Annotated in this window: 19 protein-coding genes, 1 tRNA gene and 2 pseudogenes; 14 read left to right on the top strand and 8 right to left on the bottom strand. The window is 67.2% G+C overall.

Annotation, left to right across the window (positions count from 1 at the left end):
• The first annotated feature begins 20 nt into the window (after window positions 1–20).
• The 5 genes and pseudogenes from ACK5M9_RS11070 to ACK5M9_RS11050 all read left to right on the top strand — a co-directional run.
• The gene (locus tag ACK5M9_RS11070) at window positions 21–1,538 is read left to right on the top strand and encodes a TldD/PmbA family protein (RefSeq protein WP_416893217.1); all 1,518 of its coding nucleotides are present in this window, start codon (window positions 21–23) and stop codon (window positions 1,536–1,538) included.
• Entirely contained in the window at window positions 1,535–2,908 is a 1,374-nt protein-coding gene (locus ACK5M9_RS11065) for a metallopeptidase TldD-related protein (protein ID WP_416893216.1), read from the top strand. The genes ACK5M9_RS11070 and ACK5M9_RS11065 overlap by 4 nt, the downstream gene beginning before the upstream one ends.
• Before the next feature lie 70 nt (window positions 2,909–2,978).
• Window positions 2,979–3,632 (top strand): hypothetical protein, encoded by a 654-nt coding sequence (locus ACK5M9_RS11060; protein WP_416893215.1) that lies wholly within the window; start codon window positions 2,979–2,981, stop codon window positions 3,630–3,632.
• Window positions 3,633–3,669: 37 nt separating this feature from the next.
• Window positions 3,670–3,746, top strand: a tRNA-Ile gene (locus ACK5M9_RS11055).
• Window positions 3,747–4,070: 324 nt separating this feature from the next.
• Window positions 4,071–4,968 (top strand): annotated as a pseudogene (locus ACK5M9_RS11050) (transposase); the annotation flags it as partial.
• 13 nt (window positions 4,969–4,981) lie between these two features.
• Here ACK5M9_RS11050 and ACK5M9_RS11045 read toward each other — a convergent pair.
• Window positions 4,982–5,254, bottom strand: a pseudogene (locus ACK5M9_RS11045) (DUF86 domain-containing protein); the annotation flags it as partial.
• 88 nt (window positions 5,255–5,342) lie between these two features.
• Window positions 5,343–5,708: a nucleotidyltransferase family protein gene (locus ACK5M9_RS11040; protein ID WP_416893214.1), complete on the bottom strand. Its 366-nt coding sequence runs from the start codon at window positions 5,706–5,708 to the stop codon at window positions 5,343–5,345.
• Window positions 5,709–6,060: 352 nt separating this feature from the next.
• Between ACK5M9_RS11040 and ACK5M9_RS11035 the strand changes: the two genes are divergently transcribed.
• The 7 genes from ACK5M9_RS11035 to htpG all read left to right on the top strand — a co-directional run bounded on the left by ACK5M9_RS11035 (window position 6,061) and on the right by htpG (window position 13,635).
• Complete coding sequence (locus ACK5M9_RS11035; RefSeq protein ID WP_416893213.1) at window positions 6,061–6,960, top strand: TPM domain-containing protein; 900 nt, start codon at window positions 6,061–6,063, stop codon at window positions 6,958–6,960.
• A gap of 120 nt (window positions 6,961–7,080) precedes the next feature.
• Window positions 7,081–8,232: a zinc-binding dehydrogenase gene (locus ACK5M9_RS11030; protein WP_416893212.1), complete on the top strand. Its 1,152-nt coding sequence runs from the start codon at window positions 7,081–7,083 to the stop codon at window positions 8,230–8,232.
• Window positions 8,233–8,308: 76 nt separating this feature from the next.
• Window positions 8,309–9,745 (top strand): aldehyde dehydrogenase family protein, encoded by a 1,437-nt coding sequence (locus tag ACK5M9_RS11025; RefSeq protein ID WP_416893211.1) that lies wholly within the window; start codon window positions 8,309–8,311, stop codon window positions 9,743–9,745.
• A gap of 22 nt (window positions 9,746–9,767) precedes the next feature.
• On the top strand, window positions 9,768–10,505 hold the full coding sequence (locus tag ACK5M9_RS11020; protein WP_416893210.1) for a ZIP family metal transporter: 738 nt from the start codon (window positions 9,768–9,770) through the stop codon (window positions 10,503–10,505).
• Between the two features lie 148 nt (window positions 10,506–10,653).
• Complete coding sequence (locus ACK5M9_RS11015; RefSeq protein WP_416893209.1) at window positions 10,654–10,968, top strand: hypothetical protein; 315 nt, start codon at window positions 10,654–10,656, stop codon at window positions 10,966–10,968.
• On the top strand, window positions 10,965–11,594 hold the full coding sequence (locus ACK5M9_RS11010; RefSeq protein ID WP_416893208.1) for a class I SAM-dependent methyltransferase: 630 nt from the start codon (window positions 10,965–10,967) through the stop codon (window positions 11,592–11,594). The genes ACK5M9_RS11015 and ACK5M9_RS11010 overlap by 4 nt, the downstream gene beginning before the upstream one ends.
• 106 nt (window positions 11,595–11,700) lie before the next feature.
• Entirely contained in the window at window positions 11,701–13,635 is a 1,935-nt protein-coding gene (htpG, locus tag ACK5M9_RS11005; RefSeq protein ID WP_416893207.1) for a molecular chaperone HtpG, read from the top strand.
• Window positions 13,636–13,647: 12 nt separating this feature from the next.
• Here the strand turns inward: htpG and ACK5M9_RS11000 are convergent, their stop codons facing one another.
• Entirely contained in the window at window positions 13,648–14,616 is a 969-nt protein-coding gene (locus ACK5M9_RS11000) for an aldo/keto reductase (protein ID WP_416893206.1), read from the bottom strand.
• A gap of 113 nt (window positions 14,617–14,729) precedes the next feature.
• On the opposite strand from ACK5M9_RS11000, the gene ACK5M9_RS10995 reads away from it, so the two are divergent.
• Entirely contained in the window at window positions 14,730–15,536 is an 807-nt protein-coding gene (locus tag ACK5M9_RS10995; RefSeq protein ID WP_416893205.1) for an SDR family NAD(P)-dependent oxidoreductase, read from the top strand.
• A gap of 12 nt (window positions 15,537–15,548) precedes the next feature.
• Here ACK5M9_RS10995 and ACK5M9_RS10990 read toward each other — a convergent pair whose 3' ends face one another.
• Genes ACK5M9_RS10990 through ACK5M9_RS10980 form a run of 3 tightly spaced genes read right to left on the bottom strand, consistent with a single transcriptional unit; the run spans window position 15,549 to window position 18,534 of the window.
• Complete coding sequence (locus ACK5M9_RS10990) at window positions 15,549–16,622, bottom strand: acyl-CoA dehydrogenase family protein (RefSeq protein WP_416893204.1); 1,074 nt, start codon at window positions 16,620–16,622, stop codon at window positions 15,549–15,551.
• Complete coding sequence (locus ACK5M9_RS10985) at window positions 16,619–17,758, bottom strand: acyl-CoA dehydrogenase family protein (RefSeq protein WP_416893235.1); 1,140 nt, start codon at window positions 17,756–17,758, stop codon at window positions 16,619–16,621. Before ACK5M9_RS10985 ends, ACK5M9_RS10990 begins: the two co-directional genes overlap by 4 nt.
• On the bottom strand, window positions 17,758–18,534 hold the full coding sequence (locus tag ACK5M9_RS10980) for a crotonase/enoyl-CoA hydratase family protein (protein ID WP_416893234.1): 777 nt from the start codon (window positions 18,532–18,534) through the stop codon (window positions 17,758–17,760). The genes ACK5M9_RS10985 and ACK5M9_RS10980 overlap by 1 nt, the downstream gene beginning before the upstream one ends.
• Before the next feature lie 155 nt (window positions 18,535–18,689).
• On the opposite strand from ACK5M9_RS10980, the gene ACK5M9_RS10975 reads away from it, so the two are divergent.
• Window positions 18,690–19,706, top strand: coding sequence for an Acg family FMN-binding oxidoreductase (locus ACK5M9_RS10975; protein ID WP_416893203.1), 1,017 nt, complete (start codon window positions 18,690–18,692; stop codon window positions 19,704–19,706).
• A gap of 91 nt (window positions 19,707–19,797) precedes the next feature.
• On the opposite strand, the gene ACK5M9_RS10970 is transcribed toward ACK5M9_RS10975, so the two are convergent.
• Both ACK5M9_RS10970 and ACK5M9_RS10965 read right to left on the bottom strand, forming a co-directional pair.
• Entirely contained in the window at window positions 19,798–20,961 is a 1,164-nt protein-coding gene (locus ACK5M9_RS10970) for a MalY/PatB family protein (RefSeq protein WP_416893233.1), read from the bottom strand.
• Window positions 20,962–21,007: 46 nt separating this feature from the next.
• The gene (locus tag ACK5M9_RS10965) at window positions 21,008–22,000 is read right to left on the bottom strand and encodes an alpha/beta fold hydrolase (RefSeq protein ID WP_416893202.1); all 993 of its coding nucleotides are present in this window, start codon (window positions 21,998–22,000) and stop codon (window positions 21,008–21,010) included.
• Window positions 22,001–22,054 lie beyond the last annotated feature (54 nt).

The raw sequence follows: 22,054 nt of genomic DNA, 5'->3' as shown, positions 1-22,054 counted from the left end.
CCGGTGACTACGGTGTACCCGTGACAGCGGACCGCGCGATCGACGCGGAGTTCTTGGATTTGCCGCGCGGCCAGTTGGCCGAGGCCGCGCTGCGGGCAGCTCGGGCGGCCGGTGCCGCATATGGCGACCTGCGGATTCACCGGATCGTCACCGAGGTCATCACGTTGCGCGACGGCGAGTTGGAGACCGCGGTGATCAGTCGCGAGGTCGGCCTGGCGGTACGGGTGATCGTTGCGGGGACGTGGGGATTCGCCTCGAATACCGAGCTGACTACGGATGCGGCAGCCGAAACCGCGCGCCACGCGGTGCAGGTCGCCACGGTGCTGGCGGCGATGAACACCGAGCAGGTCAGGCTGGCGCCGGAGCCGAGGTACGCCGAGGCCACCTGGGTGTCGGGGTACGGGATCGACCCGTTCGGCGTGCCCGGGCCCGACAAGATCGCCGTGCTCGCGGATTACTCGCGGCGCTTGCTGGACGCCGAGGGCGTCGACCACGTGTCGGCCCGGCTGACCGTCGTCAAGGAACAGACCTACTACGCCGACGCGTACGGTTCCTCGATCACTCAGCAGCGGGTGCGCCTGCATCCTGTACTGGAGGCGATCAGCATCGACGCTGCGGCGGGGGGCTTCGAGTCGATGCGGACACTGGCTCCGCCGACCGGGCGGGGCTGGGAAGCGGTCGCCGGGGACGGTGTCTGGGACTGGTCGGCTGAACTGGCCGAGTTGCCGGACCTGCTCCGCGAGAAGGTGCGGGCGCCCTCGGTGATGCCGGGACCCACCGATCTGGTGATCGACCCCAGCAACTTGTGGCTGACGATCCACGAATCCATTGGACATGCAACCGAATACGATCGGGCGATCGGATACGAGGCGGCGTACGCCGGAACGTCGTTCGCCACGCCCGACAAGCTGGGCAGCATGCGCTACGGCTCCCCGGTGATGAACGTCACCGCCGATCGCACCACCGAGCACGGCTTGGCCACGGTCGGCTACGACGACGACGGGGTCGCCGCGCAGAGCTGGGACCTGGTACGCGAGGGTATCTTCGTCGGATATCAACTCGACCGGGTGTTTGCCAACCGGCTGGGGAAGCCGCGTTCCAATGGCTGCTCGTACGCCGACTCGCCGCATCACGTGCCGATCCAGCGGATGGCCAACGTATCGCTGCAACCCGGCGCCGAGGATCTGAGCACCGCGGACCTGATCGCCAAGGTGGATGACGGCCTCTACATCGTCGGCGACAAATCCTGGTCCATCGACATGCAGCGCTACAACTTCCAGTTCACCGGACAGCGGTTCTACCGGATCCGGGGAGGCCGCCTGTTCGGGCAGTTGCGCGACGTCGCCTACCAGGCCACCACCACCGATTTCTGGAATGCGATGGAAGCCGTGGGCGGCCGGTCGACGTGGCGGCTGGGCGGCGCGCTGAATTGCGGGAAAGCCCAGCCAGGCCAGGTGGCGCCGGTCAGCCATGGCTGTCCGTCGGCGTTGTTCCGCGGCATCAACGTGCTCAATACCCGAACCGAAGGCGGCCGGTGATCACGCCCCAGAGCGTTGTCGACATCGTCCTCGGCGAGGCGGCCAAGAACCGCCGCGCCGATGAGACCATCGTTGTGGTGACCGACAAGGTCGAGGCAACGTTGCGTTGGGCGAACAACTCCATGACGACCAACGGGGTTGCGGTCAGCCGCACCGTGACCGTGATCTCGATTGTGCGACGGGGCGACGGTGCCAGCGTCGGTTCGGTGGTCTCCGGTGAGGCGGACCCGTCGGTGTTGCCCGGGCTGGTGGTGTCGTCACAGGATGCGGCCCGCGCCGCCCCGGAGGCCGGCGATGCCGCGCCGCTGATCGGCGGGGACGGAGTGCCCGCGGACTGGGACGCCCCGGTGCCGGGTACCGGAGTGGGTGTGTTCTCCGGAATCGCCGGGCGGCTCAGTGGCCGGTTGCGGCGTGCCGAAAAGCTGTACGGCTATGCGCACCATAGCCTTTCGACGACGTTCCTGGCGTCCTCGACGGGGCTGCGGCGACGCCACACTCAGCCCACCGGCGGTATCGAAATCAACGTCAAACGCGGTGACGCCAGCGCCTGGGCGGGTGCCGGCACTGCGGATTTCGCCGATGTGCGGATTGACTCGCTGTTCTCCGACCTGGAAATCCGGCTCGACTGGGCTTCGCGCACGTTCGAATTGCCGGCCGGTCGGTACGAGACCATCTTGCCGCCGTCGGCGGTGGCCGACCTGATGCTCTATCTGGCGTGGACGATGGGGGGCCGCGGTGCGCACGAGGGGCGCACGGCGTTGGCCGCACCCGCCGGCGGGACCAGAGTGGGGGAGCGGCTCACCGACCTGCCGTTGACACTGTTCTCCGATCCCATGGCGCCGGGATTGGCCTGTACGCCGTTCGTCGCCGCCGGCAATTCCAGCGAAACGGTGTCGGTCTTCGACAACGGGATGGATATCGGACGCGTCGACTGGATCCGGGGCGGGGTGATCAACGCGCTGGCCTATCCGCGCGCCGCCGCCGCCCGATTCGACGCGCCGGTCGCAGTCGGCTGTGACAACCTCGTGATGACGGGCGGGGCGGCCGAGCTTGCGGACATGATCGCGTTCACCGAGCGGGGCCTGCTGCTGAACACCCTCTGGTACATCCGCGAGGTCGACCCGACGACCCTGCTGTTGACCGGGCTGACCCGCGACGGCGTCTACTTGATCGAGGACGGCGAGGTGGTCGGGGCGGTCAACAACTTCCGGTTCAACGAGAGCCCGCTTGACCTGTTGCGGCGGGCGACTGAGGCGGGCCTCAGTGAGAAGACGCTGCCCAGGGAATGGGGCGACTGGTGCACTCGGGCGATGATGCCTACGCTGCGCGTTTCTGATTTTCACATGTCGTCGGTGAGCCAGGCAAAGTAGCCGATTGCTGTGGATTCCCGCGGGCTCTAACGTGTGAGGGATGCTGGCGCCGGTAGGGGAGGATTGGTCGATGCGGTCGGTCAGTGTCGTGCGATTTGCCCGGGTGGCGATTCGGGTGATTATCGCGGCGCAGGTGTGCCTGTTGAGTGGATGTTTCGGCGGCGGCGCACAATCGGCCAAGCCCACGGTCAGGCCGCACACCAGTGCTCCGCCGCTGCTGTCACCGGTCTACCCGGGTACCACGGTGTCGATCCCCCCGCCGGGAGCCGAACCGCCGCTGCGAACGTTGAGGCCTCCGGGAACGTCGCTGCCTCCGGGAAGGTCGCTGCCGCCGCAAACGTCGATGCCGCCGTCGGAATCATCAACACTGCCGCCGGTTCCGCCCGCGCCGAATCAGCACAGTTTCCCCGGTGACGGCAGGTTCATGGTGGGAAAGGATATCGAGCCGGGCACCTATCGTTCCCCGGGCGGCACGTCCTGCTACTGGGACCGGCTACGGGGGTTGTCTGGGAGCTTCGAGGACAGTATTTCCACCGGTGCAGGTGACTGGCCCCAAGTGGCGGAGATAGCGGCGTCGGATGTCGCGTTCGAGACGCACGGTTGTACGACGTGGGTCCCGGCAGCCGGGGCGCCTGCGCCCACAACCACGACCTCGGCCACAACCACAACCACGGCCGCGTCCGGCGCGGCGGTCGAGCTGCCGGCGAGCGTTGCGACACCATGACCCGTGCCGCGCTAATGTCTACGGCGGGCAACGCCCGGGGGCGGTAGCTCAGTTGGTTAGAGCCGCGGACTCATAATCCGTTGGTCGCGGGTTCGAGCCCCGCCCGCCCCACCAGGTGTTTGTGCAGGTAGAAGTCGTGCAGCTGTTGGTTCAGCTAGGCCCGGACGCAAACAGGCCCCGCGTCCACACCGCGTCCACTTTCTGATCGGCACGCGCCGAGCTCGCTACCGAGCGAGCCATCGGGGCCTGGGATCACCTACGCGGTTGATCAGGCTCGATAGAGCCCCGTGGAGTGATGTAAACCGTTGTGCGCGTTAAGCCCTGCTTGGCTCTGATAATGCAGTGAGTTCGGCGGGTGTGTCCACTTCCTCCACGCCGATTCGGTCTGTGAAAGCGCGGACGGTCAGGGCCGCGTGGCGGTCCTCAGCGAGTTCGAGGTTGTATTTCGAGGCCGAGAACGAAGACGACCTGCGCAAGGTCGGCTACTCCAAGGAACGCCGTATCGACCCTCAGATCGTGGTTGGCCTGTTGGTCGTCCGTAGCGGATTCCCCTTGGAGGTGGGTTGTTTCGAGGGCGACGCCGCTGAAACCACCACGTTGGTGCCGATCGTCGCAGCGTTCGTCCACCGTCATGATCTCGGCGACACCCCGATAGTGATCGCGGCTGATGCCGGCATGCTATCGACATCGTCACTCCACGGCACGCGAACAGCATCGTCGACGACACCACTACGCGTGCCGAGCCGGTCTGGGATCCCGACACCCACACAGGTGCGTGGCGGGCGATCGGGCGTACTCGGCCAAATGGGCACGCCGCGACCAGCAGGCGCTCTACGCCCAAGAAGCCCGTGCCCGCGCCGTGGTTAACGGCGAACGCGCTGCTAGGTCCACCCGGTTCGTCAAGACCCGAGCCGGGGACCGCGTACTCGACGAAGCCTCTCTGGCTCGCGCGCAATCACTGGTCGGCCTCAAGGGCTACGTGGCCAACGTGCCGGTCACCGAGATGCCCGCCGGCGAGGTGATCGCCCACTACCACGAACTCTGGCGAGTCGCACGTTCCTTTCGCATATCCAAAAGCGATCTTCGCGCCCGGCCCATGTTCCACCGCACCCGCGACGCCTTCGAAGCCCACCTGACCATCGTCGTTACCGCCCTGGCCGTCGCGCACAACATCCAGGAACGAAGTGGCCTGGCGATCGCCAAGGTCGTCAAGCAACTGCGGCCACTGCGCTCCGCGACTATCGCCATCAACGGCAGCACCGAGACCTTCCCGCCCGAAGGACCTGCGCCCCAACGAGAAATCCTCGCCAGCCTCAACATCCCCGAACCGGGGCACCAGACGAAATGTCCTAACTCACATCGATGGACTCGGGATCGTCTGGCGACTCGGCCAGCAATGTCCGCACCGCGGTTTCCAACTGCGGAAGTTTGTCTGTCAGGACTTGCCAGACGAGGGCGTCGTCGACGTTCGCGTATCCGTGAATCAGGATGTTCCGGAAGGCCACGACCCGCGGTAGTTCGGGAACTTGCGCCGCCATATCGGCGTGGTTCTTCGCCAGCTGACTCAACGCCTCTCCGACTATCTCGAACTGCCGTTCGACGGCCGAGCGCAGCAGCACGTCACCCTGGTATTCCCCGAATTATTTTCCGGCGGCAAATTCGCGCAGGAATCCCACTGCGCGCAGCGCGTCCCACAGGTACTTTCGTGGATCAGGCTGCATAGATCAGTTCTCGCGTCTGCATGACGCGTCGTTTGAAGTACGGGTTGACCAGGCCAGACGGTGTCACCACATCAACCGGTCGACCGATGATTTTTTCAAGCCCTTCCTTTAACGCGAAGTAGTGGTCGAAGTCTGGTCCCGCCTCGAACTCCACGAGGACGTCGACATCACTCGTGCCGACGTCGAACGTGTCACTGACAGCGGAACCATAGACGTCCAAGCGGCGCACAGACAGCTCGCGGCACAACGCCTGGATCTGGTGCCGCTTCGACTCGACCACCTCATGCACCGCCCTCACCTCCACCTCTACATTGTGCCTGACCGCCGCTCCCGGCGTGCTGAAGCCCGGAGCCACCGATAGACCCTGGGGGCAGCGGTGCGGCTGGTGATCTTGGTGTTTGCCGCCGCAGGACGGCTGCGGGGGCGGTGCGGTGACGGGTACCGGCCGGGGCCGCGGCGGCGCGCAGCAGGTTGTGGGCGAGCCCAATACCGCTGTGGCTCCGGTGGTACCGGCGCATCATTTCTCCGGCGCGACGGGCAATGATCTCCGTCGCCGGCTCTGCACGAAATGACGACACCAAACGCCACACTTCACGCCGTCCGGTCGAGCGCAGCCGTCTGCTGTTCATCGAGGTAGATGTTGGTGCGCTTCATACATCACGATATACGCCAGTGCGGTTGATCGGCCTGCGGGTTAGATTACCCGCATGCGTGTATTTCACCGGATCGCGATTGCGCTGACGATTCTCACGACGAGCTTGCTGCTGGTGCCTGCGGTCGGCGCGCAACCGCCCGCCAGGCTCAGCGACCACGTCACCGACGTCAGCGGGGTATTGACGGATTCCCAACGGGCCGAGGTCAACTCGGCTGTTGATCGTCTCCAGCGCGATCGGGGCGTGCAAATGTGGGTGGTCTATGTCGAGAACTTCTCCAGGTTCAAACCGGAGAACTGGGCTGCCCGAACCCGCAGCGCAAGCGGCATGAGCAATCGGGATGTGCTGCTGGGCGTGGCCACGAACACCAAGCTCTACACCTTCGAGGTGGGGACGCGATCGCACGGAATTTCCGAAGACGAACTGAACAGCGTCCGTCGCGATCGAGTCGAGCCGGCGGTGCGAGCGGGAAACTGGAGCGGCGCGGCCCTGGCGGCAGCTGAGGGGCTGAGCCAGGCTGCGAGCTCGTCCTCCCGGGATTGGCTGCCGTGGGCGATCTGGATCGGTGTCGCCCTGGTCGCGTTGATCCTGATTTTGCTGATCCTGCGCGCCCGCCGGCGCCGGCGCGCGCGACGCGCGCAGGAGCACGGCCTTCCCGCCGGGCGGGCCGATGCCGAAGCGCTGAGCGGTACCGTGAAGCAGGCGTTGGACACCGCGGACAGCCGGATGCGCCAAATCTCTGACTACGTCACCAAGTACAGCGGGGTTGTCGGCGCCGAGGCTCTGGCCCGGTTCGCATCCGCGAAACGGCATGCGGCGGAGGCGCACACCAAGCGGGCCGGCAGCGAATCCGAAGCGATTGGGTACGCCCACCGGGCATCGGCGCTGGCGGCCGAGGCGCAGACGCTGGCCAATGCGGATGTGCTCAAGGCGTACAAAACACGTCGGCGTTGACGCTGCGCACGGGCGAGAGAGGGACTTTGGTTGTACCCCGGTGCCGGCATTGCGTTTTCGGTGCCGTGAGCGTTGTCTGAGTACCAGAGTCTTCGACAACGTCGGAATCGAGGTCACGTCATGACGGACAACCTTCCCGACACCGCCGTAGAGTTGCGTTCGCTGCTGACATCGGATGGTGCGCTGGAACTTTCGCTGCAGCAGGTCCCGGTTCCGGTCCCCGACGGCAGCCAGGTGCTGGTGCGGGTGGAAGCCGCGCCGATCAACCCCTCAGACCTGGGTCTGCTGGTCGCCGGCGCCGATATGTCCGCGGCGACGGTCGCGGGCACGCCGCACCGCCCGGTCGTCAGGGCCGCGGTACCCAAGGCGGCGCTGCGGGCGTTGTCGACCCGGCTGGACAGATCCCTTCCGGTGGGAAACGAGGGCGCCGGCACGGTCGTGGCCGCCGGTTCGTCGGAGGAATCCCGGGCACTGCTGGGCAGAGCGGTGGCTGTGGCCGGCGGTGGCATGTACACGCAGTATCGCGTGGTCGACGCCGCGGCGTGCCTGGTGCTGCCCGAGGGGGCCGGCGCCAAGGATGGCGCGTCGTCGTTCGTCAACCCGCTCACGGCGCTGGCCATGACCGAAACCATGCGCCGCGAAGGACATTCGGCCCTGGTGCACACCGCTGCCGCATCCAACCTGGGCCAGATGCTGGTCAGGATCTGCCGCGCCGATGGGATACCGCTGGTGAACATCGTGCGCAAGCCCGCGCAGGAGGAACTGCTGAGATCCCTCGGCGCCGAATACGTCTGCAACTCGGCCTCGCCGTCGTTTACTCAGGACCTGCTGGCGGCGCTGACCGCGACGTCGGCGACGCTGGCCTTCGACGCCACCGGCGGCGGAACGCTGGCCAGTCAGATCCTCAACGGCATGGAACGGGTGGCCAGTGCCGCCCTGACGGAGTACTCCGACTACGGCTCCAGCGTGCGCAAGCAGGTGTACGTCTACGGCGCGCTGGACACCAGCCCCACCGTTTTGACCAGGAACTTCGGCATGACCTGGGGTGTGGGGGGCTGGCTGCTCATCCCCTTTCTGCAGAGTGCCGGGGCCGAGACTTTCGCCCGGATGCGGGCGCGGGTGGCCGCAGAGCTCACCACGACATTCGCCAGCCGATACACCCGCGAGGTATCCCTGGCGGGCATGCTGCGCCCCGAAGCGTTCAACGCCTACGTCAGGCAGGCGACCGGGGAGAAGTTCCTGGTGACGCCGCACGCGGTCGAGGTGGATTAGTGTCACAGTGAATGTCGCACCCCGTACGCAGCGGGTGCGCCGTGAGCCCCCTGCCGGGCAAGAAGGGTTTGATGCAATGCGCGAGTACGTGAAGTTCTACGTCGACGGCCAGTGGGTGGATCCCGCGCAGCCCAGAATCCTTGATGTGGAGAATCCCGCGACCGAACAGGTTGCCGGACGTGTCTCGCTGGGATCGGCCGCCGACGTCGATACGGCGGTAGCGGCGGCTCGGCGCGCGTTCGGGAGCTGGTCGCAGAGCAGCCGCGAAGAACGTCTGGATCTGCTGGGGGCCATTCTTGCCCAATACCGCAGGCGGGCAGATGACCTCGCCGAGGCGGTCACCGAAGAAATGGGTGCACCCCCAGCGCTGGCCCAAGGGGTGCAGGTCCGGCTCGGCCTGGGTCACCTGACTACGGCAATCGACGCGCTGAAGGATTTCGACTTCTCCCAGCGGTACGGATCGACACTGGTCACCCGGGAGCCGATCGGCGTCTGCGGCCTGATCACGCCGTGGAACTGGCCGCTAAACCAGATCGCCGTCAAGGTCTATCCCGCGCTGGCCACCGGGTGCACGATGATACTGAAACCCTCTGAGATAGCGCCGTTTTCGGCCTATATCTTCACCGAGATCCTGGATGCCGCGGGCGTACCCGCGGGTGTTTACAACTTGGTCAACGGCGATGGCCCAGGGGTGGGGGCGGCCCTGGCCGCCCATCCGGGTATCGACATGGTGTCGTTCACCGGGTCCACCCGCGCCGGGGTGCAGGTGGCGGCCAATGCCGCCCCTACGGTCAAACGTGTCACCCAGGAGCTCGGCGGAAAGAGCCCCAACATCATCCTCGATGATGCCGGTTTCGCCGACGGTGTCCGGGCAGGCGTGGCCAACATGATGCCCAATTCCGGACAGAGCTGCAACGCTCCGTCGCGGATGCTGGTGCCGAATTCGCGTATGGCCGAAGCGATCACGATCGCCGGCGATGTTGCTCGGCAGGTTGCCGTCGGCGATCCCGCCGACAGGAAGGCGATCGGGCCGGTGGCATCGAGGCAGCAATTCGACAAGGTGCAGGGCCTGATTCAGCGGGGCTTGGACGAGGGTGCGACGCTGGTGGCCGGCGGGCCCGGCCGACCAGACGGGCTGGACGCCGGCTACTTCGTCAAGCCGACCGTGTTCGCCAGCGTGACCAACGATATGACGATCGCTCGCGAGGAGATCTTCGGCCCGGTACTGTGCGTGCTCGGCTACGACGACCTCGACCAGGCCGTCGAGATCGCCAACGACACCGAATACGGACTGGCCGGCTACGTTTCGGCTCTCGACCTCGACAGGGCACGCGAGGTGGCCGGCAGGATCCGGGCCGGCACGGTGGCGATCAATCACGCGTTCGACATCAATGCTCCGTTCGGCGGCTACAAGCGCAGCGGCAACGGCCGCGAGTGGAGCGAGTTCGGGTTCCACGAATATGTGGAAGTCAAGAGCACCGTGGGGTACGCGCCCGAAGTAGCCGCCCGATAGCCCCGGCCGCCGGGAGGACGACATGAGCACTGTGGCAACGACGGCCGGACTGGTCGCCTTCCCCGTCCTGGCGGGCATCGTCGGCGGTGGTGTCGCCGTCGTGCGCAGGCCGTCGGCCGCGCTGGTCAGCGGAGTGCAGCATTTCGCCGCGGGGGTGGTCATGGCCGCGGTTGCCGGCGAGGTCCTGCCGGAACTGAGGGCCAGAGGCCCGCTTTGGCTGGTCGTCATCGGGTTCAGCGCGGGAGTCGCGGTGCTGGTCGGGTTGCGTCAGTTCGAAGATCACGGGTCGCACGCAGACGACGAAGTCGCACATGTCCACGGCGGCGCGCTGCCCATCGGATTTCTCACGGTGGTTGCGATCGACCTGTTCATCGACGGATTGCTGGTGGCAACCGGTGCGTCGGTCTCGAATCGCACCGCGGTGATCATCGCCATCGCGCTGACGGTGGAGGTGCTGTTCCTCGGCGTGTCGGTGGCGTTGCGGCTGCGCCGGTCCGGGGTGGGCAAGGTTCGCTCCGCGGTGACAACCGGCGGGGTCAGCCTGGCGACCGCGGTCGGCGGGGTGCTGGGCGCCCTGGTGCTGGGACAGGCGGGAAGCGTGCTGTTGACGGCCGTACTTGCCTTTGCCGCGGCCGCACTGCTGTGGCTGGTCGTCGAGGAACTGCTGGTCGAGGCGCACGAGACCGAAGAACGGGCATGGATGGCATTGATGTTCTTCGCCGGGTTCCTGCTGCTGTACTGCCTGGGAGTGATGGAATAGCCGGTTCCGGCCGCTCGAACTGCGAGGTGGCCGGCAATCAATTAGATTGGTCTCTACGACGTAGGGCAGATCCTGGGAGCCGTGCGAATGGTCTGACTTCGCCGCAAACGTGAGGCGCTGTGCAGGCCGAAGACGAGGGGAGTGTTGCATGTTCAAGGAAGTGCCGGCACCCGTGCGGCCGCCGTCGGGGATTGCGCGCCGCCGGATGCGGCTGATCCAGGTGGTGGGGGTAGCCGGCTTCCTGGCAATGGGTTTAGGCGGTGCTTCGGTCTTCGGGTTCGCCGAGAACGGATGGGGCTCGGTTTCCGCGACTCCCGAACCCCCGTGCCTGACGAGCCACACCTGCGCCGAGGAGAACCAGATCGCCCACGACGAGGCCAACGGTGACCAGTTCGGTGCGCTGTGCCTGCTGCTGCGGGAACACAACATCGAACTACCGCAGTGCGCACAGGTGCCCGATTGAGCGCTCCGCGCCGGCGGCTCAACTCCGCGGTGACCGGGCTGTGGACCGTCCTGTCTCCGGCTTACGACCTGCCGTTTCTTCAGCACTGGGTTTACCGGCCGCCGCACGATGAGGTGATCTCCTGGCTGCGGGCCCATGAATCCCGGAAAATCGCCGACATAGCCTGCGGCACGGGTGTTCTCAGCTGCCGGATCGAGCGCGAACTGCAGCCCGAGGTGCTCTACGGGGTCGACATGTCCGATGGCATGCTCAACCAGGCCCGGGCCAAATCGTCGCAGGTGCAGTGGCTGCGGGCCCCGGCAGAGCAACTTCCCTTTGCCGACGGGGCACTCGACGCCGTCGTCACCACGTCGGCATTCCACTTCTTCGACCAGCCCGCGGCGCTGCGGGAATTCCATCGCGTGCTGGTGCCCGGCGGTCTGGTCGCGGTGGTGACCCTGAGCAGCCGGGGATCGCTACAGCTGCCCGATGGGTGGCTGCCCCAGCGCAATCCGCCGCCGGCCGAGATGCGCGCGCTGTTCGAGGATGCCGGATTCGTGGTCGGTGACCAGCACCGCGTTCGGCGGCCGGTGTGGACTCGGATCATCTCCGATCTCATCACCGTCGGTGAAAAGCTGATTGCATAACCTCGCCGGCCGCGAGCGTATCGTGGCTGCGAAATCCGGGGTGACTTTTCGCAGCCACGTCACGCTCGCGACGCTATAGGACGCTGTAGGCGGAGAAGGGAATGAGATGAGTGCGCAGGTAGAACAGCTGGAATTCCAGGCCGAAGCCCGGCAACTGCTGGATTTGATGGTGCACTCGGTGTACTCCAACAAGGATTCGTTCCTGCGGGAGCTGATCTCCAATGCCTCCGACGCGCTGGACAAGCTGCGTCTGGAAACGCTGCAGAACAAGGATCTCGACGTCGACACCTCGGATCTGCACATCGAGATCGAGGCGGACACGAACGGGCGGACGCTCACCGTCCGGGACAACGGCATCGGCATGACGCGCGCGGAGGTCGTGGACCTGATCGGCACGCTGGCCAAATCGGGCACCGCCCAATTGCGCCAGCAGCTGCGCGAGGCCAAGAACGCCGACACGTCCGAGGAACTCATCGGACAGTTCGGTATCGGCTTCTACTCGTCGTTCATGGTCGCCGACAAGGTCGTACTGCTGACCCGCAGAGCCGGCGAGAGCGAAGCGACCAGGTGGGAATCCAGCGGCGACGGCACCTACACGATCGAGACGATCGACGGTGAGAACGCCGCGGCGCAGGGCACCTCGGTCACCCTGCACCTCAAGCCCGAGGACGCCGAGGACGAGCTGTACGACTACACCTCGGACTGGAAGATCAAGAGCCTGGTCAAGCAGTACTCGGACTTCATTGCCTGGCCCATCCGCATGGAGGTCCAGCGGCGCACACCCGCCGACGAGGACGGCGGCGAGGAGACCGTCACCGTCGAAACCGAGACGCTCAACTCCATGAAGGCGCTGTGGGCCCGTCCCAGGGACGAGGTCTCCGAGGAGGAGTACAAGGAGTTCTACAAGCACGTCGCGCACGCCTGGGACGACCCGCTCGAGGTGATCGCGATGAAGGCCGAGGGCACCTTCGAGTACCAGGCCCTGCTGTTCCTGCCGTCGCACGCTCCGTTCGACCTGTTCAACCACGATGCCAAGGTCGGGGTGCAGCTGTATGTCAAACGCGTGTTCATCATGGGCGATTGCGAAGAGCTCATGCCCGTCTACCTGCGCTTCGTCAAGGGCGTCGTGGACGCCCAGGATCTTTCGCTGAACGTGTCGCGGGAAATCCTGCAGAAGGATCGCCAGATCAACGCGATCCGCCGCCGGCTCACCAAGAAGGTGCTTTCGACGATCAAGGACATCCAGTCCGCACGCCCCGAGGAGTACGCCGCCTTCTGGACCCAGTTCGGCAAAGTACTCAAAGAGGGGCTGCTGTCCGACACCGACAACCAGGACACCCTGCTGGGGATTTCGTCGTTCGCCTCGACGCACAGCGACCAGGACCCGACCACGCTGTCCCAGTACGTCGAGCGGATGAAGGACGGCCAGACGCAGATCTTCTACGCCACCGGCGAGTCGCGGCAGCAGCTCCTGAAGTCGCCGCACCTGGAGGCGTTCAAGGCCAAGGGCTACGAGGTGCTGTTGCTGACCGACCCGGTCGACGAGGTGTGGGTGGGCGTGGTCAGCGAATTCGACGGCAAGCCGCTGCAATCGGTGGCCAAGGGGGAAGTGGACCTGGACTCAGACGAGGAGTCCTCGGCGGCCGAACGCGAGGAGCAGCAGAAGGACTTCGCCGACCTGCTGACGTGGCTGAAGGAAACCCTGGGCGACCACGTCAAGGAAGTGCGGTTGTCCACCCGGCTCACCGAGTCGCCGGCCTGCCTGATCACCGACGCGTTCGGGATGACGCCCGCCCTGGCGCGCATCTACCAGGCGTCCGGGCAGGAGGTTCCGGTGGGCAAGCGAACCCTGGAGCTCAACCCGAATCACCCGCTGATCACCGGCCTGCGCCAGGCCCACGCCGACCGCCCGGAAGACTCGTCGGTCGCCGAGACCGCCGAACTGCTCTACGGCACGGCGCTGTTGGCTGAGGGCGGCGCGCTGGACGATCCGGCGCGCTTCGCCGAGTTGGTTGCCGGCCGGCTGGCGAGCACCCTGTAGGCGGCCGGATAGTCAGCGACCGAGCTTCTCGCGCACCACATCGGTGGCGAACCGCGCAATCGACACCGGGTGGAAGGCGCGGGCCGCGGCGGTGAGTGCGTCGCGCGACTCGGTGCTGAGTTGGATATCGGCGGCGGCGACGTTGAACTCCAGCTGCTCCACACTGGAGGCCCCCGGAATGGCCACCACATTGGGCAGGTTGATCAGCCAGGCGAGGGCGACCTGCGCTGGCTTGGCGCCGACATCGGCGGCCACGTCGCGCAGCATCTGCAGCAGCGGCTCGATGCGCCGCAGGTTCTCGGTGCCGAACAGCGGATTGGTCGCGCGCACGCCGCCCGGCCGGTTGTCGACGCCGTACTTGCCGCCCAGCAGACCCTGGGCCAGTGGGCTGTAGGCGATGACGACACGGTTCTCCTGCTCGGCGAAGGGAACCATGCGATCCAGGGCCTGCGGGTGGGCCAGCGAGAAATGCACCTGGTTGCTGATGACCGGCCGGCCGAGCGCGGCATCGGCCTTGCGCCACCGCTCAAGCGAATAGTTGGACACCCCGGCGGCGCCGATCGTGCCTTGGTCGAGCAGCGTCCGCATGCCCGGCATGATCATCGAATCGGGGACGACGGGGTTCGGCTGGTGGACCTGGTAGAGCGGGATCCGGTCCAGCCGCAGCCGGCGGGCGCTGGCATGCGCGCGCTGTTTGACCACCGGGGCGAACGGGGCCACCGGGAAGATCTTGCTGGCCACGGCAACCTCGGTGCGCTCGTCGCCGAGGGCTTCGCTGAGTATCCGCTCGCTCTTGCCGAATCCGTAAATCTCGGCGGTGTCGAACAGGGTGACACCCAGTTCGCGGGCGCGCGCCACGATGTCGTGCGCGGCACCGGAAGCGTAATCCCCCCCGTAACCCCACTCGCGTGAACCGAACTGCCAGGTACCCAGGCCGATCCGGCTGACCTGGCCGACTCCGTCTACGTCGATGTATTCCATGAATTCAGCGTATACCCGGGCCCCGTTCTCAACGGTGTTGGCGGTTCGTTCCCCGGTGGCCGCGCGGCGGAGGTTGTGGCGACGCGGACGCCGCAATCCGTAGCCTGGGCGTCATGACTGACGTGGCGCCCGTGGCAGTGGTGACCGGGGCGAGCCGCGGGGCCGGGCTGGGCATTGCCGAGGCCCTGAGCCGCAGGGGCTGGCGGGTGTACGCCACCGGACGCACCATCGCCGACGCCCCGCCCGGGGGAGTCGCGGTGCGAATGGATCACGGCGACGACGACGCGGTGGCGGCGCTGTTCGGACGTGTGGGCCAGGACAGTGGCCGGCTGGACCTGCTGGTGAACAACGCGGCGGCCATCTCCGACGAACTGGTCGATCCGAAGCCGTTCTGGGAGAAATCACTCGATCTGGCCGAGGTGCTCAACGTCGGGCTGCGGTCGGCCTATGTGGCGGCGTGGTACGCCGCGCCGTTGCTGCTGGCCGGGGATCGCGGACTGATCGCGTTCACCTCCTCACCGGGATCGGTGTGTTACCTGCACGGCCCGGCCTACGGTGCGCAGAAGGCCGGCGTGGACAAGATGGCCGCCGATATGGCCGTCGACTTCCGGGGCACCGGTGTCGCGACGGTGTCCATCTGGATGGGGATCCTGCTGACCGAGAAGTTTCGTGCGGCCCTCGCGGGTCGTCCCGAAGCTCTGGCCAAGACCGCCGAGCACGCCGAAACCCCGCAGTTCACCGGCTATGTGATCGATGCGCTCTATTGCGACCCGGGCCTGTCCGAGCTGAGCGGCCACACGGTGATCGGCGCCGAGTTGGCGCAGCGCTACGGGATCACCGACGAGGGCGGCCGCCGCCCGCCGTCGCACCGGGCGGCGATGGGCGGGCCGCGGGAACCCAGTCCGGTGGTGTTCAGGTAGGGCCACCGCCGGTCAGCCGGTGATCAGCCCCCACAGCCCGCCGGCGCTGGCGTGCAGGGCCGCGTCGGTGAGTTGCTCGTCCCAGTACCGCATCGAACCGAACTCCGATCGCCAGGCGAGCGCGGCCCGGGTGAACTCGTGCAGGCGATGCTCCCGGGTGGTGCCGATAGCACCGTGCACCTGGTGGGCGTTGCGCACCACCACCGACGTCGCGTGGCCGGCACAGGAACGAGCCACGGCCACCAGGAAATCGAGGTTGGGAGCCGCCCAGCCCCCGGTGACGGCGGCGGCCAGTGCGGCCTCCGTGGCGGCCCGGGCCAGCGCCGCCTCGGCCGCGATGTCGGAGACGAGGTTCTGCACGGCCTGGAATTTCGCCAACGGGCGTCCGAACTGGATGCGCGACGTCGTGTGCTCGACGCACAGGTGCAGAATCCGGTCGAGGGCGGCACACACCTGGATCGCACGCACCAGCGCCGACTTCAACCGCAACTCGGTGACCAGTGGCGCGGTGATCGGTGTCCAGGGAAGCAGCGCGCGCCGTGCTGGGTCGATGGCCACGGTGTCCCGCGGTTCCCCGATCAGGTTTGCGCCCGGGGTGATGCTGAGTTCGTTTGCCGGGACGTCGGCGACACGGTAGCCACCGTCGGCCCGCCACACCAGCACGACCCGGTCGGCCGCCACCGCCCAGGGCACCTCCGCCGCGTCGCCGTGGCGGCCGAGCACGCAGACCGTGCGCAGGGCGCCGCGGGGACCATCTGGGCCGCCGGCGGGAATCCCGGCGGCTTCGAGCAGCCAGCCCGCCAGCAGGTCGTGCTCAGCCAGGGGGATCCGTACACCGTGAGCGACGGCGGCGGCGAGCAGTTCGGCTGCTTCGTACCAACCGGCCCCGCTGCCACCGTGCTGTTCGGCGCCGGTCAGGCGCACCAGCCCGAGGTCGTCGAGCTGCCGCCAGAGCGTCGGGTCATGCCCGACCGAGGCTGCCCGCGGATGCTTTTCGCGATAGTCGGCGAAGACCGTGCGCATCATCTCGACCAGCGCCTCGTCGGGGACTTCGGGTGCGCCGGAGGCATCCGACCGGCTGCTCATCGCATCCCCAATCCGCGTGCGATGACCCCGCGCAGCACCTCGTTGGTTCCGCCGCGCAGGGTGAAGCCCGGCCGCTGGTCGACCGCGGCCCGCGTCATTCCGCGGAAGATGGGGTCGACGGAGTCGTGCAGATCGGCGAATTCGGCGATGTCGCCTTCGGCGGTGGTGCCCAGCACCTTGACCACCGATGCGGGCACGTCAGCGGGCTCGTGGCGTTGCAGGGCGCCGGCGATCGCGGTGGACATGTGGTGTAAACCGGCGATCCGGGCGACCAGCCGCCCCAGATTCGCGTCGCGGGGCAGGGCGTTGGCGGCCATCCTGTCGGCACAGGCGGCCAGCAGTGTAAACGTCGACAGGAACCGTTCGGGGCCGCTGCGCTCGAAGCTCAGCTCCGAGGTGACCTGGCGCCACCCGTCGCCGATCTCACCGAACACCATGTCGTCGGCCACGAACGCGCGATCGAAAATCACCTCGTTGAAGTGGTGTTCCCCGTTCATGGAGATGATCGGGCGGACCTCGACGCCCGGGCCGCGCAGGTCGACGATGAACTGGCTGAGCCCGGCGTGCCGATGCTGCTGATCCACCGGTGCGGTACGCGCCAGCGCGATGAACGCCTCGGCGAGGTGGGCCCCCGACGTCCAGACCTTGGTTCCGGTCAGGGTCCAGCCGCCCTCGGTGCGTTCGGCGCGGGTCCGCACGCTGGCCAGATCGGAGCCGGAATCCGGCTCGCTCATGCCGATGGCGAAAAAGCACTGGCCGGCCACGATCCGCGGCAGGAAGTGCCGCTTCTGTGCTTCGGTGCCGTACTTGAGCAGTGACGGCACGATCTGGCGATCGGCGATCCAGTGCGCGGCCACCGGCGCACCGGCCGCCAGCAGTTCCTCGGTGACGACGAAGCGCTCCAGGAACGAGCGTCCGTGCCCACCGTATTCGGCGGGCACCGTCATGCCCAGCCAGCCGCGCGTGGCCAGGGCGGCGGTGAATTCCTCGTCCCACCGGGTCAGCCAGGCGTCGATGGCGGGGGTGAACGATCCGGAGGCGAGTTCTCCGGCGAGGAATTGGCGCACTTCCCCGCGCAGGGCGTCGGCGGCCGCCGGATCGACCGCGGCGGGCGGGACCAGCCGGGGCGAACCCATCAGCGGGTCCGCCACTTGGCGATGCGCTGCTGGTGCTCGGGGTCGTGGTGCGCCAGCGGCTGCATGGCCGCGGCCATCGCCAGCGTCGACTCCAGCGACCCGGTGCGCGACTCCCGCAGCAGCCGTTTTGCCATCCGGAGCGCATGGGACGGGTTCTTGGCGATGCGCTCGGCGAGTTCGCGCGCCGTCGGGAGCAGTTCGTCGTGTGGCACCACGCGGCTCACCAGGCCCCATGCCAGCGCCGTTGCCGAATCCACCCGGTCGCCGGTCAGCGTCATCTCGGCCGCCCGCTCGTAGCCGATGATGCGCTGCAGGAACCAGGTCCCGCCGTCGCCGGGGATGAGGCCGAGTTGCACGAAGCTCTCGGCGAAAGATGCCTGTTCGGAGGCGATCCGGATGTCGCACATCATTGCCAGATCGCAGCCCGCGCCTATCGCCGCGCCGTTCACCGCGGCGATCAGCGGCACTTCCAGGTGGCCCAATGCCCGCGGAATTCGCTGGATCCCGTCGATATAGGCGTAGCGCTGATCCAGCGCGTCCAACCCGAACATGCCCGCTCGATCGGCCATCTCCTTGACGTTGCCGCCCGCGGAGAAGATCTTGCCGGCTCCGGTGAGGATCACCGCGCGGATCGCGGTGTCGGCGTTGGTCTCGTCGACGGCGGACTCGAAGGCGGTGATGACGTCCTTGCCGGTGATTGCGTTGCCCACCTGCGGCAGGTTGATCGTCCAGACCCGGACGGGTCCGTCCGCGGTGATGCTGAGCGGGTTGTCCATAGGGGCATTCATAGGGGCAACTGTAGAGACCCGCCGAATCCGCGCTGGAATGGTCCAAAGTCACTCGATTCCGGGGACGGGATGCCCTCGTGCCGGCGGGCCGATCGCGGGATCGTGGTTGTGACAGCGTCGTCAACAGCAGGGGAGCGAAACCGGTGGATGCGGTATTTCCCGATGCCGGCACAATTCGGACGGTTCTGAGCCTGGCCTCCCGAGCGCCGTCGGTGCACAACTCCCAACCGTGGCGATGGCGGGTGGGCGAAACCAGCCTGCATCTCTACAGCGATCCGACGCTGCACCTGCCCAACACCGACCCGCAGGGCCGGGATCTGGTGATGAGTTGCGGCGCCGCGCTGAATCACTGTGTGGTTGCCTTGGCCGCCGTGGGGTGGCGTGCGCGGGTGGTGCGGCTGCCCGACCCGGCCGACCCGAATCATCTGGCCGCGATTACGGTTTCACCCTGCCCGGCCGTCCAGGTCGATATCACGCTGGCCGCGGCGATACCGCGTCGCCGAACTGATCGGCGACACTACAGTTTTTGGCCGGTTTCGGTGGGCGACATCGCGTTGATGGCTGCGCGTGCGGCGCGCGGCGGGGTGACGCTGCGCCAAGTCGACGCCACCGACAAGCTGAACCGGATTGTGGCGGAGTCAGTCTGGAGCCATGCCGCCGACACCGACTACCTTGCCGAGATCGCCCGGTGGAGCGGCCGGCATGCTTCCGATGTCGGCATCCCGGCTCACAGCACGCCCGTGCCGGATTTCTCGGCGCCGTTGCCGAGCCGGCGCTTTTCCGGTTCGACGCTGGCCATGGTTCCCGGATCCGCACCCGATGTGGAGAATGCGACGATGCTGGCGTTGGGAACCCAGACCGACGACAGGCTGGCATGGCTGCGGGCCGGCGAGACGACCAGCCTGGTGCTGCTCACCGCGACCGCGCTGGGCTTGGCCAGTTGCCCGGTCACCGAACCGCTGGAGATCGCCGCGACCCGCGAGGCGGTCCGGGCCGAGGTGTTCGGCGTCAGCGGCCATCCGCAGATGCTGCTGCGGGTGGGTTGGGCGCCCATCGGGGCGGACCCGTTGCCGTCGACGCCCCGCCGCAGGGTGTCCGACATCGTCGAGTGGACTGACCGTGAAACTCACGAGACGGTGCTGACCGATTGCCGCGAATGACCATGCGCCGGCCGATGCCGTGTCATGGCAGCCGGCAGCCGGCAGCCGGCAGCTGGCAGCCGGCAGCCGGCAGCCCTGACGTCTGCCGGCATCAGCTGTAATGGTCAGGTAGGTCGCGCAGCGCCCGGCCCATCCTCGTGATCGCCTCGGTCAGAATCGCCGGCGAGGTGGCGAAATTGAGCCGGACATGGCCGGCCCCGCCGGATCCGAACACGTGCCCTGAGCTCAGCGCCACCCGGGCGTGGTCGAGGAACCACCGCGCCGGACCGGACAGCTCAGATACCTCCTTGACGCCCTCGGTGTGCTCGTCGGGGATACCGAGTTCACGGCAATCCAGCCACGCCAGATAGGTGCCCTGCGGATAGTGCGGCCGCACGCCGGGAAGGTGCTCGGTGACCAGATCCCCCAGCAGAGCGCGATTGCCGTTCAGGCCGGCCAACAGCGCGTCGAGCCAGTCGCCGCCGGTACGGAAGGCCTCGGTGTGCGCGATCAGGCCGATGTGGCTGGCCCCGTGGCCGACCTCCTCGGGCATCCGGGCAAGGTCGGCCGCGGATTCCGGGCCGGCCATCGCCAGTGCTGCCTTGAGCCCGGCCAGATTCCAGGCTTTGGATGCCGATGTCAGGGACAGTGCGTTCTCGGCCCCGGGAACGCTCAAGTACGGGGTGAACGACGCGCCGGACAGGATCAGCGGCGCGTGAATCTCGTCGGAGACCACCCTGACGCCGTAGCGGCGGGCGAGATCGGCGACGTGCCGCAGCTCGTCGGCGGTATGCACCACCGCGGTCGGGTTGTGCGGATTGCACAGCAGATAGCCGACCTTGCCGCCGGACCCAGCCTGGGCCCTGGCGGCAGCGAACGCGCCAGCGAGGGCGTCGAAGTCGATCCGGCCGTCGCCGCCGAGCGGGGATTCGAGCACCGCGCGGCCGTCGTGGCCGACGAAGGCGTAAAACGGTGCGTATACCGGTGAATTGACGACAACGGTGTCACCGGGGTCGGTGACCAGCCGCAACAACTCGACCGCACCGAGCATCACGTCGGGAACGACCCGGGTGCGGTCGATCGACAGCCCGGGCCAATGCCAGCGCTGTTCGGCGAATTCACTGATGGCTCTGGCGTATTCCCGGCCGTGCGGGTATCCGGTGTCTCCCGCGTCAACGGCCCGGTGGATGGACTCCGCGACGCTGGGTGCGAGTTTGACATCCATCTCCGCGACCCACAGAGGCAGCACATCGGCCGGGTGTGCGCGCCACTTCATGCTGGTGCGGCGGCGCAATTGGTCCAGCGTCAATTCCTCCAATGGGTTACGGCGCACGCGTGTCCTGCTGGTCCACCAGAACCGCACCGTCGGTCCGGTTTCCGATTGTCTGGAGCGCGGTATCTTCGCCCGCCGCGGTGAGGCGAACGATCTGCGCCAGGTCCGCGGGTGCGTCGCACTGGAGGTAGTGATCGGCGTTGGGCAGCACCCAGTAGCGGCTGAGTCCCGGCTTGTCTCGCAGGTATGCCTGCCAGACGTGGTTGGCGACGCGCAGCGGCGCGACGGCGTCGTGCAGGCCCCAGGCCAGGGTGGTGTTGCCGGGGATGCCCGAAAGCTGTTCCAGCCAGCGAGTTTCGCCCGCGGCACGTTCATTCAGGTACTTAATGGTGTCGGGCAGCACACCGGTGCCGTCGTTGTGGGCGAAACATTTCGCCAGGGCCGATATTTCGGGGTCATCCGGGGTGCGGCGGGGAATGAAGGTGGTGAAGCCCAGGCCCGCGGCCAGCATGTCCGGGGTGGTGGCGGCGGCCGTCTCGCGTGCGGTTGCCTCGTCGAGCAGTGCGGTCTGAAACGCGGTGAGGTTGGACAACGGGAGGTAGATGTTGGCGTTGGTGATGATGGTGTCGACGGGCAGTGTGTTCTCGGCGGCCAACAGGCCCAGGGCTACCATGCCGACGCTGCTGCCGCGATCGTGGGTCAGCATCCGGAATCCCGTCAGGTTCCACACCCGGGTGATTGCGTGGACCAGCAGGCGGGCGTCGTCATAGATCGAGTAGACGTAGGGGTGCGCGGGCTTGTCGGACAGTCCGTAGCCGGGGAAATCCAGGACGAAGATGTCGAACTCTTCGCGAAGTTCACCCGCCAGGGCGTAGTAGTCGATGCTGGAGGTCGGGAAGCCGTGCACGCACACCAGCGGCGGTGCCCCCGGGGTGCCGCAGCGCCGGGTGAACACCGAGACTTCCGCTCCGCCGTTCTCCGGAGTCGTTGAACTCCAGCGCAGTTGCGATCCGTCGCGTTGCCATTCGGCGAAGATGTCCATGGCGTGCGTCCTTACCTATTCATTGGCGGCAGTCGAGCAGTCTGGGTCGGCCCG

It is taken from the genome of Mycobacterium sp., from assembly GCF_047975165.1.
Taxonomy (GTDB): Bacteria; Actinomycetota; Actinomycetes; order Mycobacteriales; family Mycobacteriaceae; genus Mycobacterium.
The sequence above is the reverse complement of the archived record's forward strand: the minus strand, read 5'-3'. Positions and strand labels throughout refer to the sequence as shown.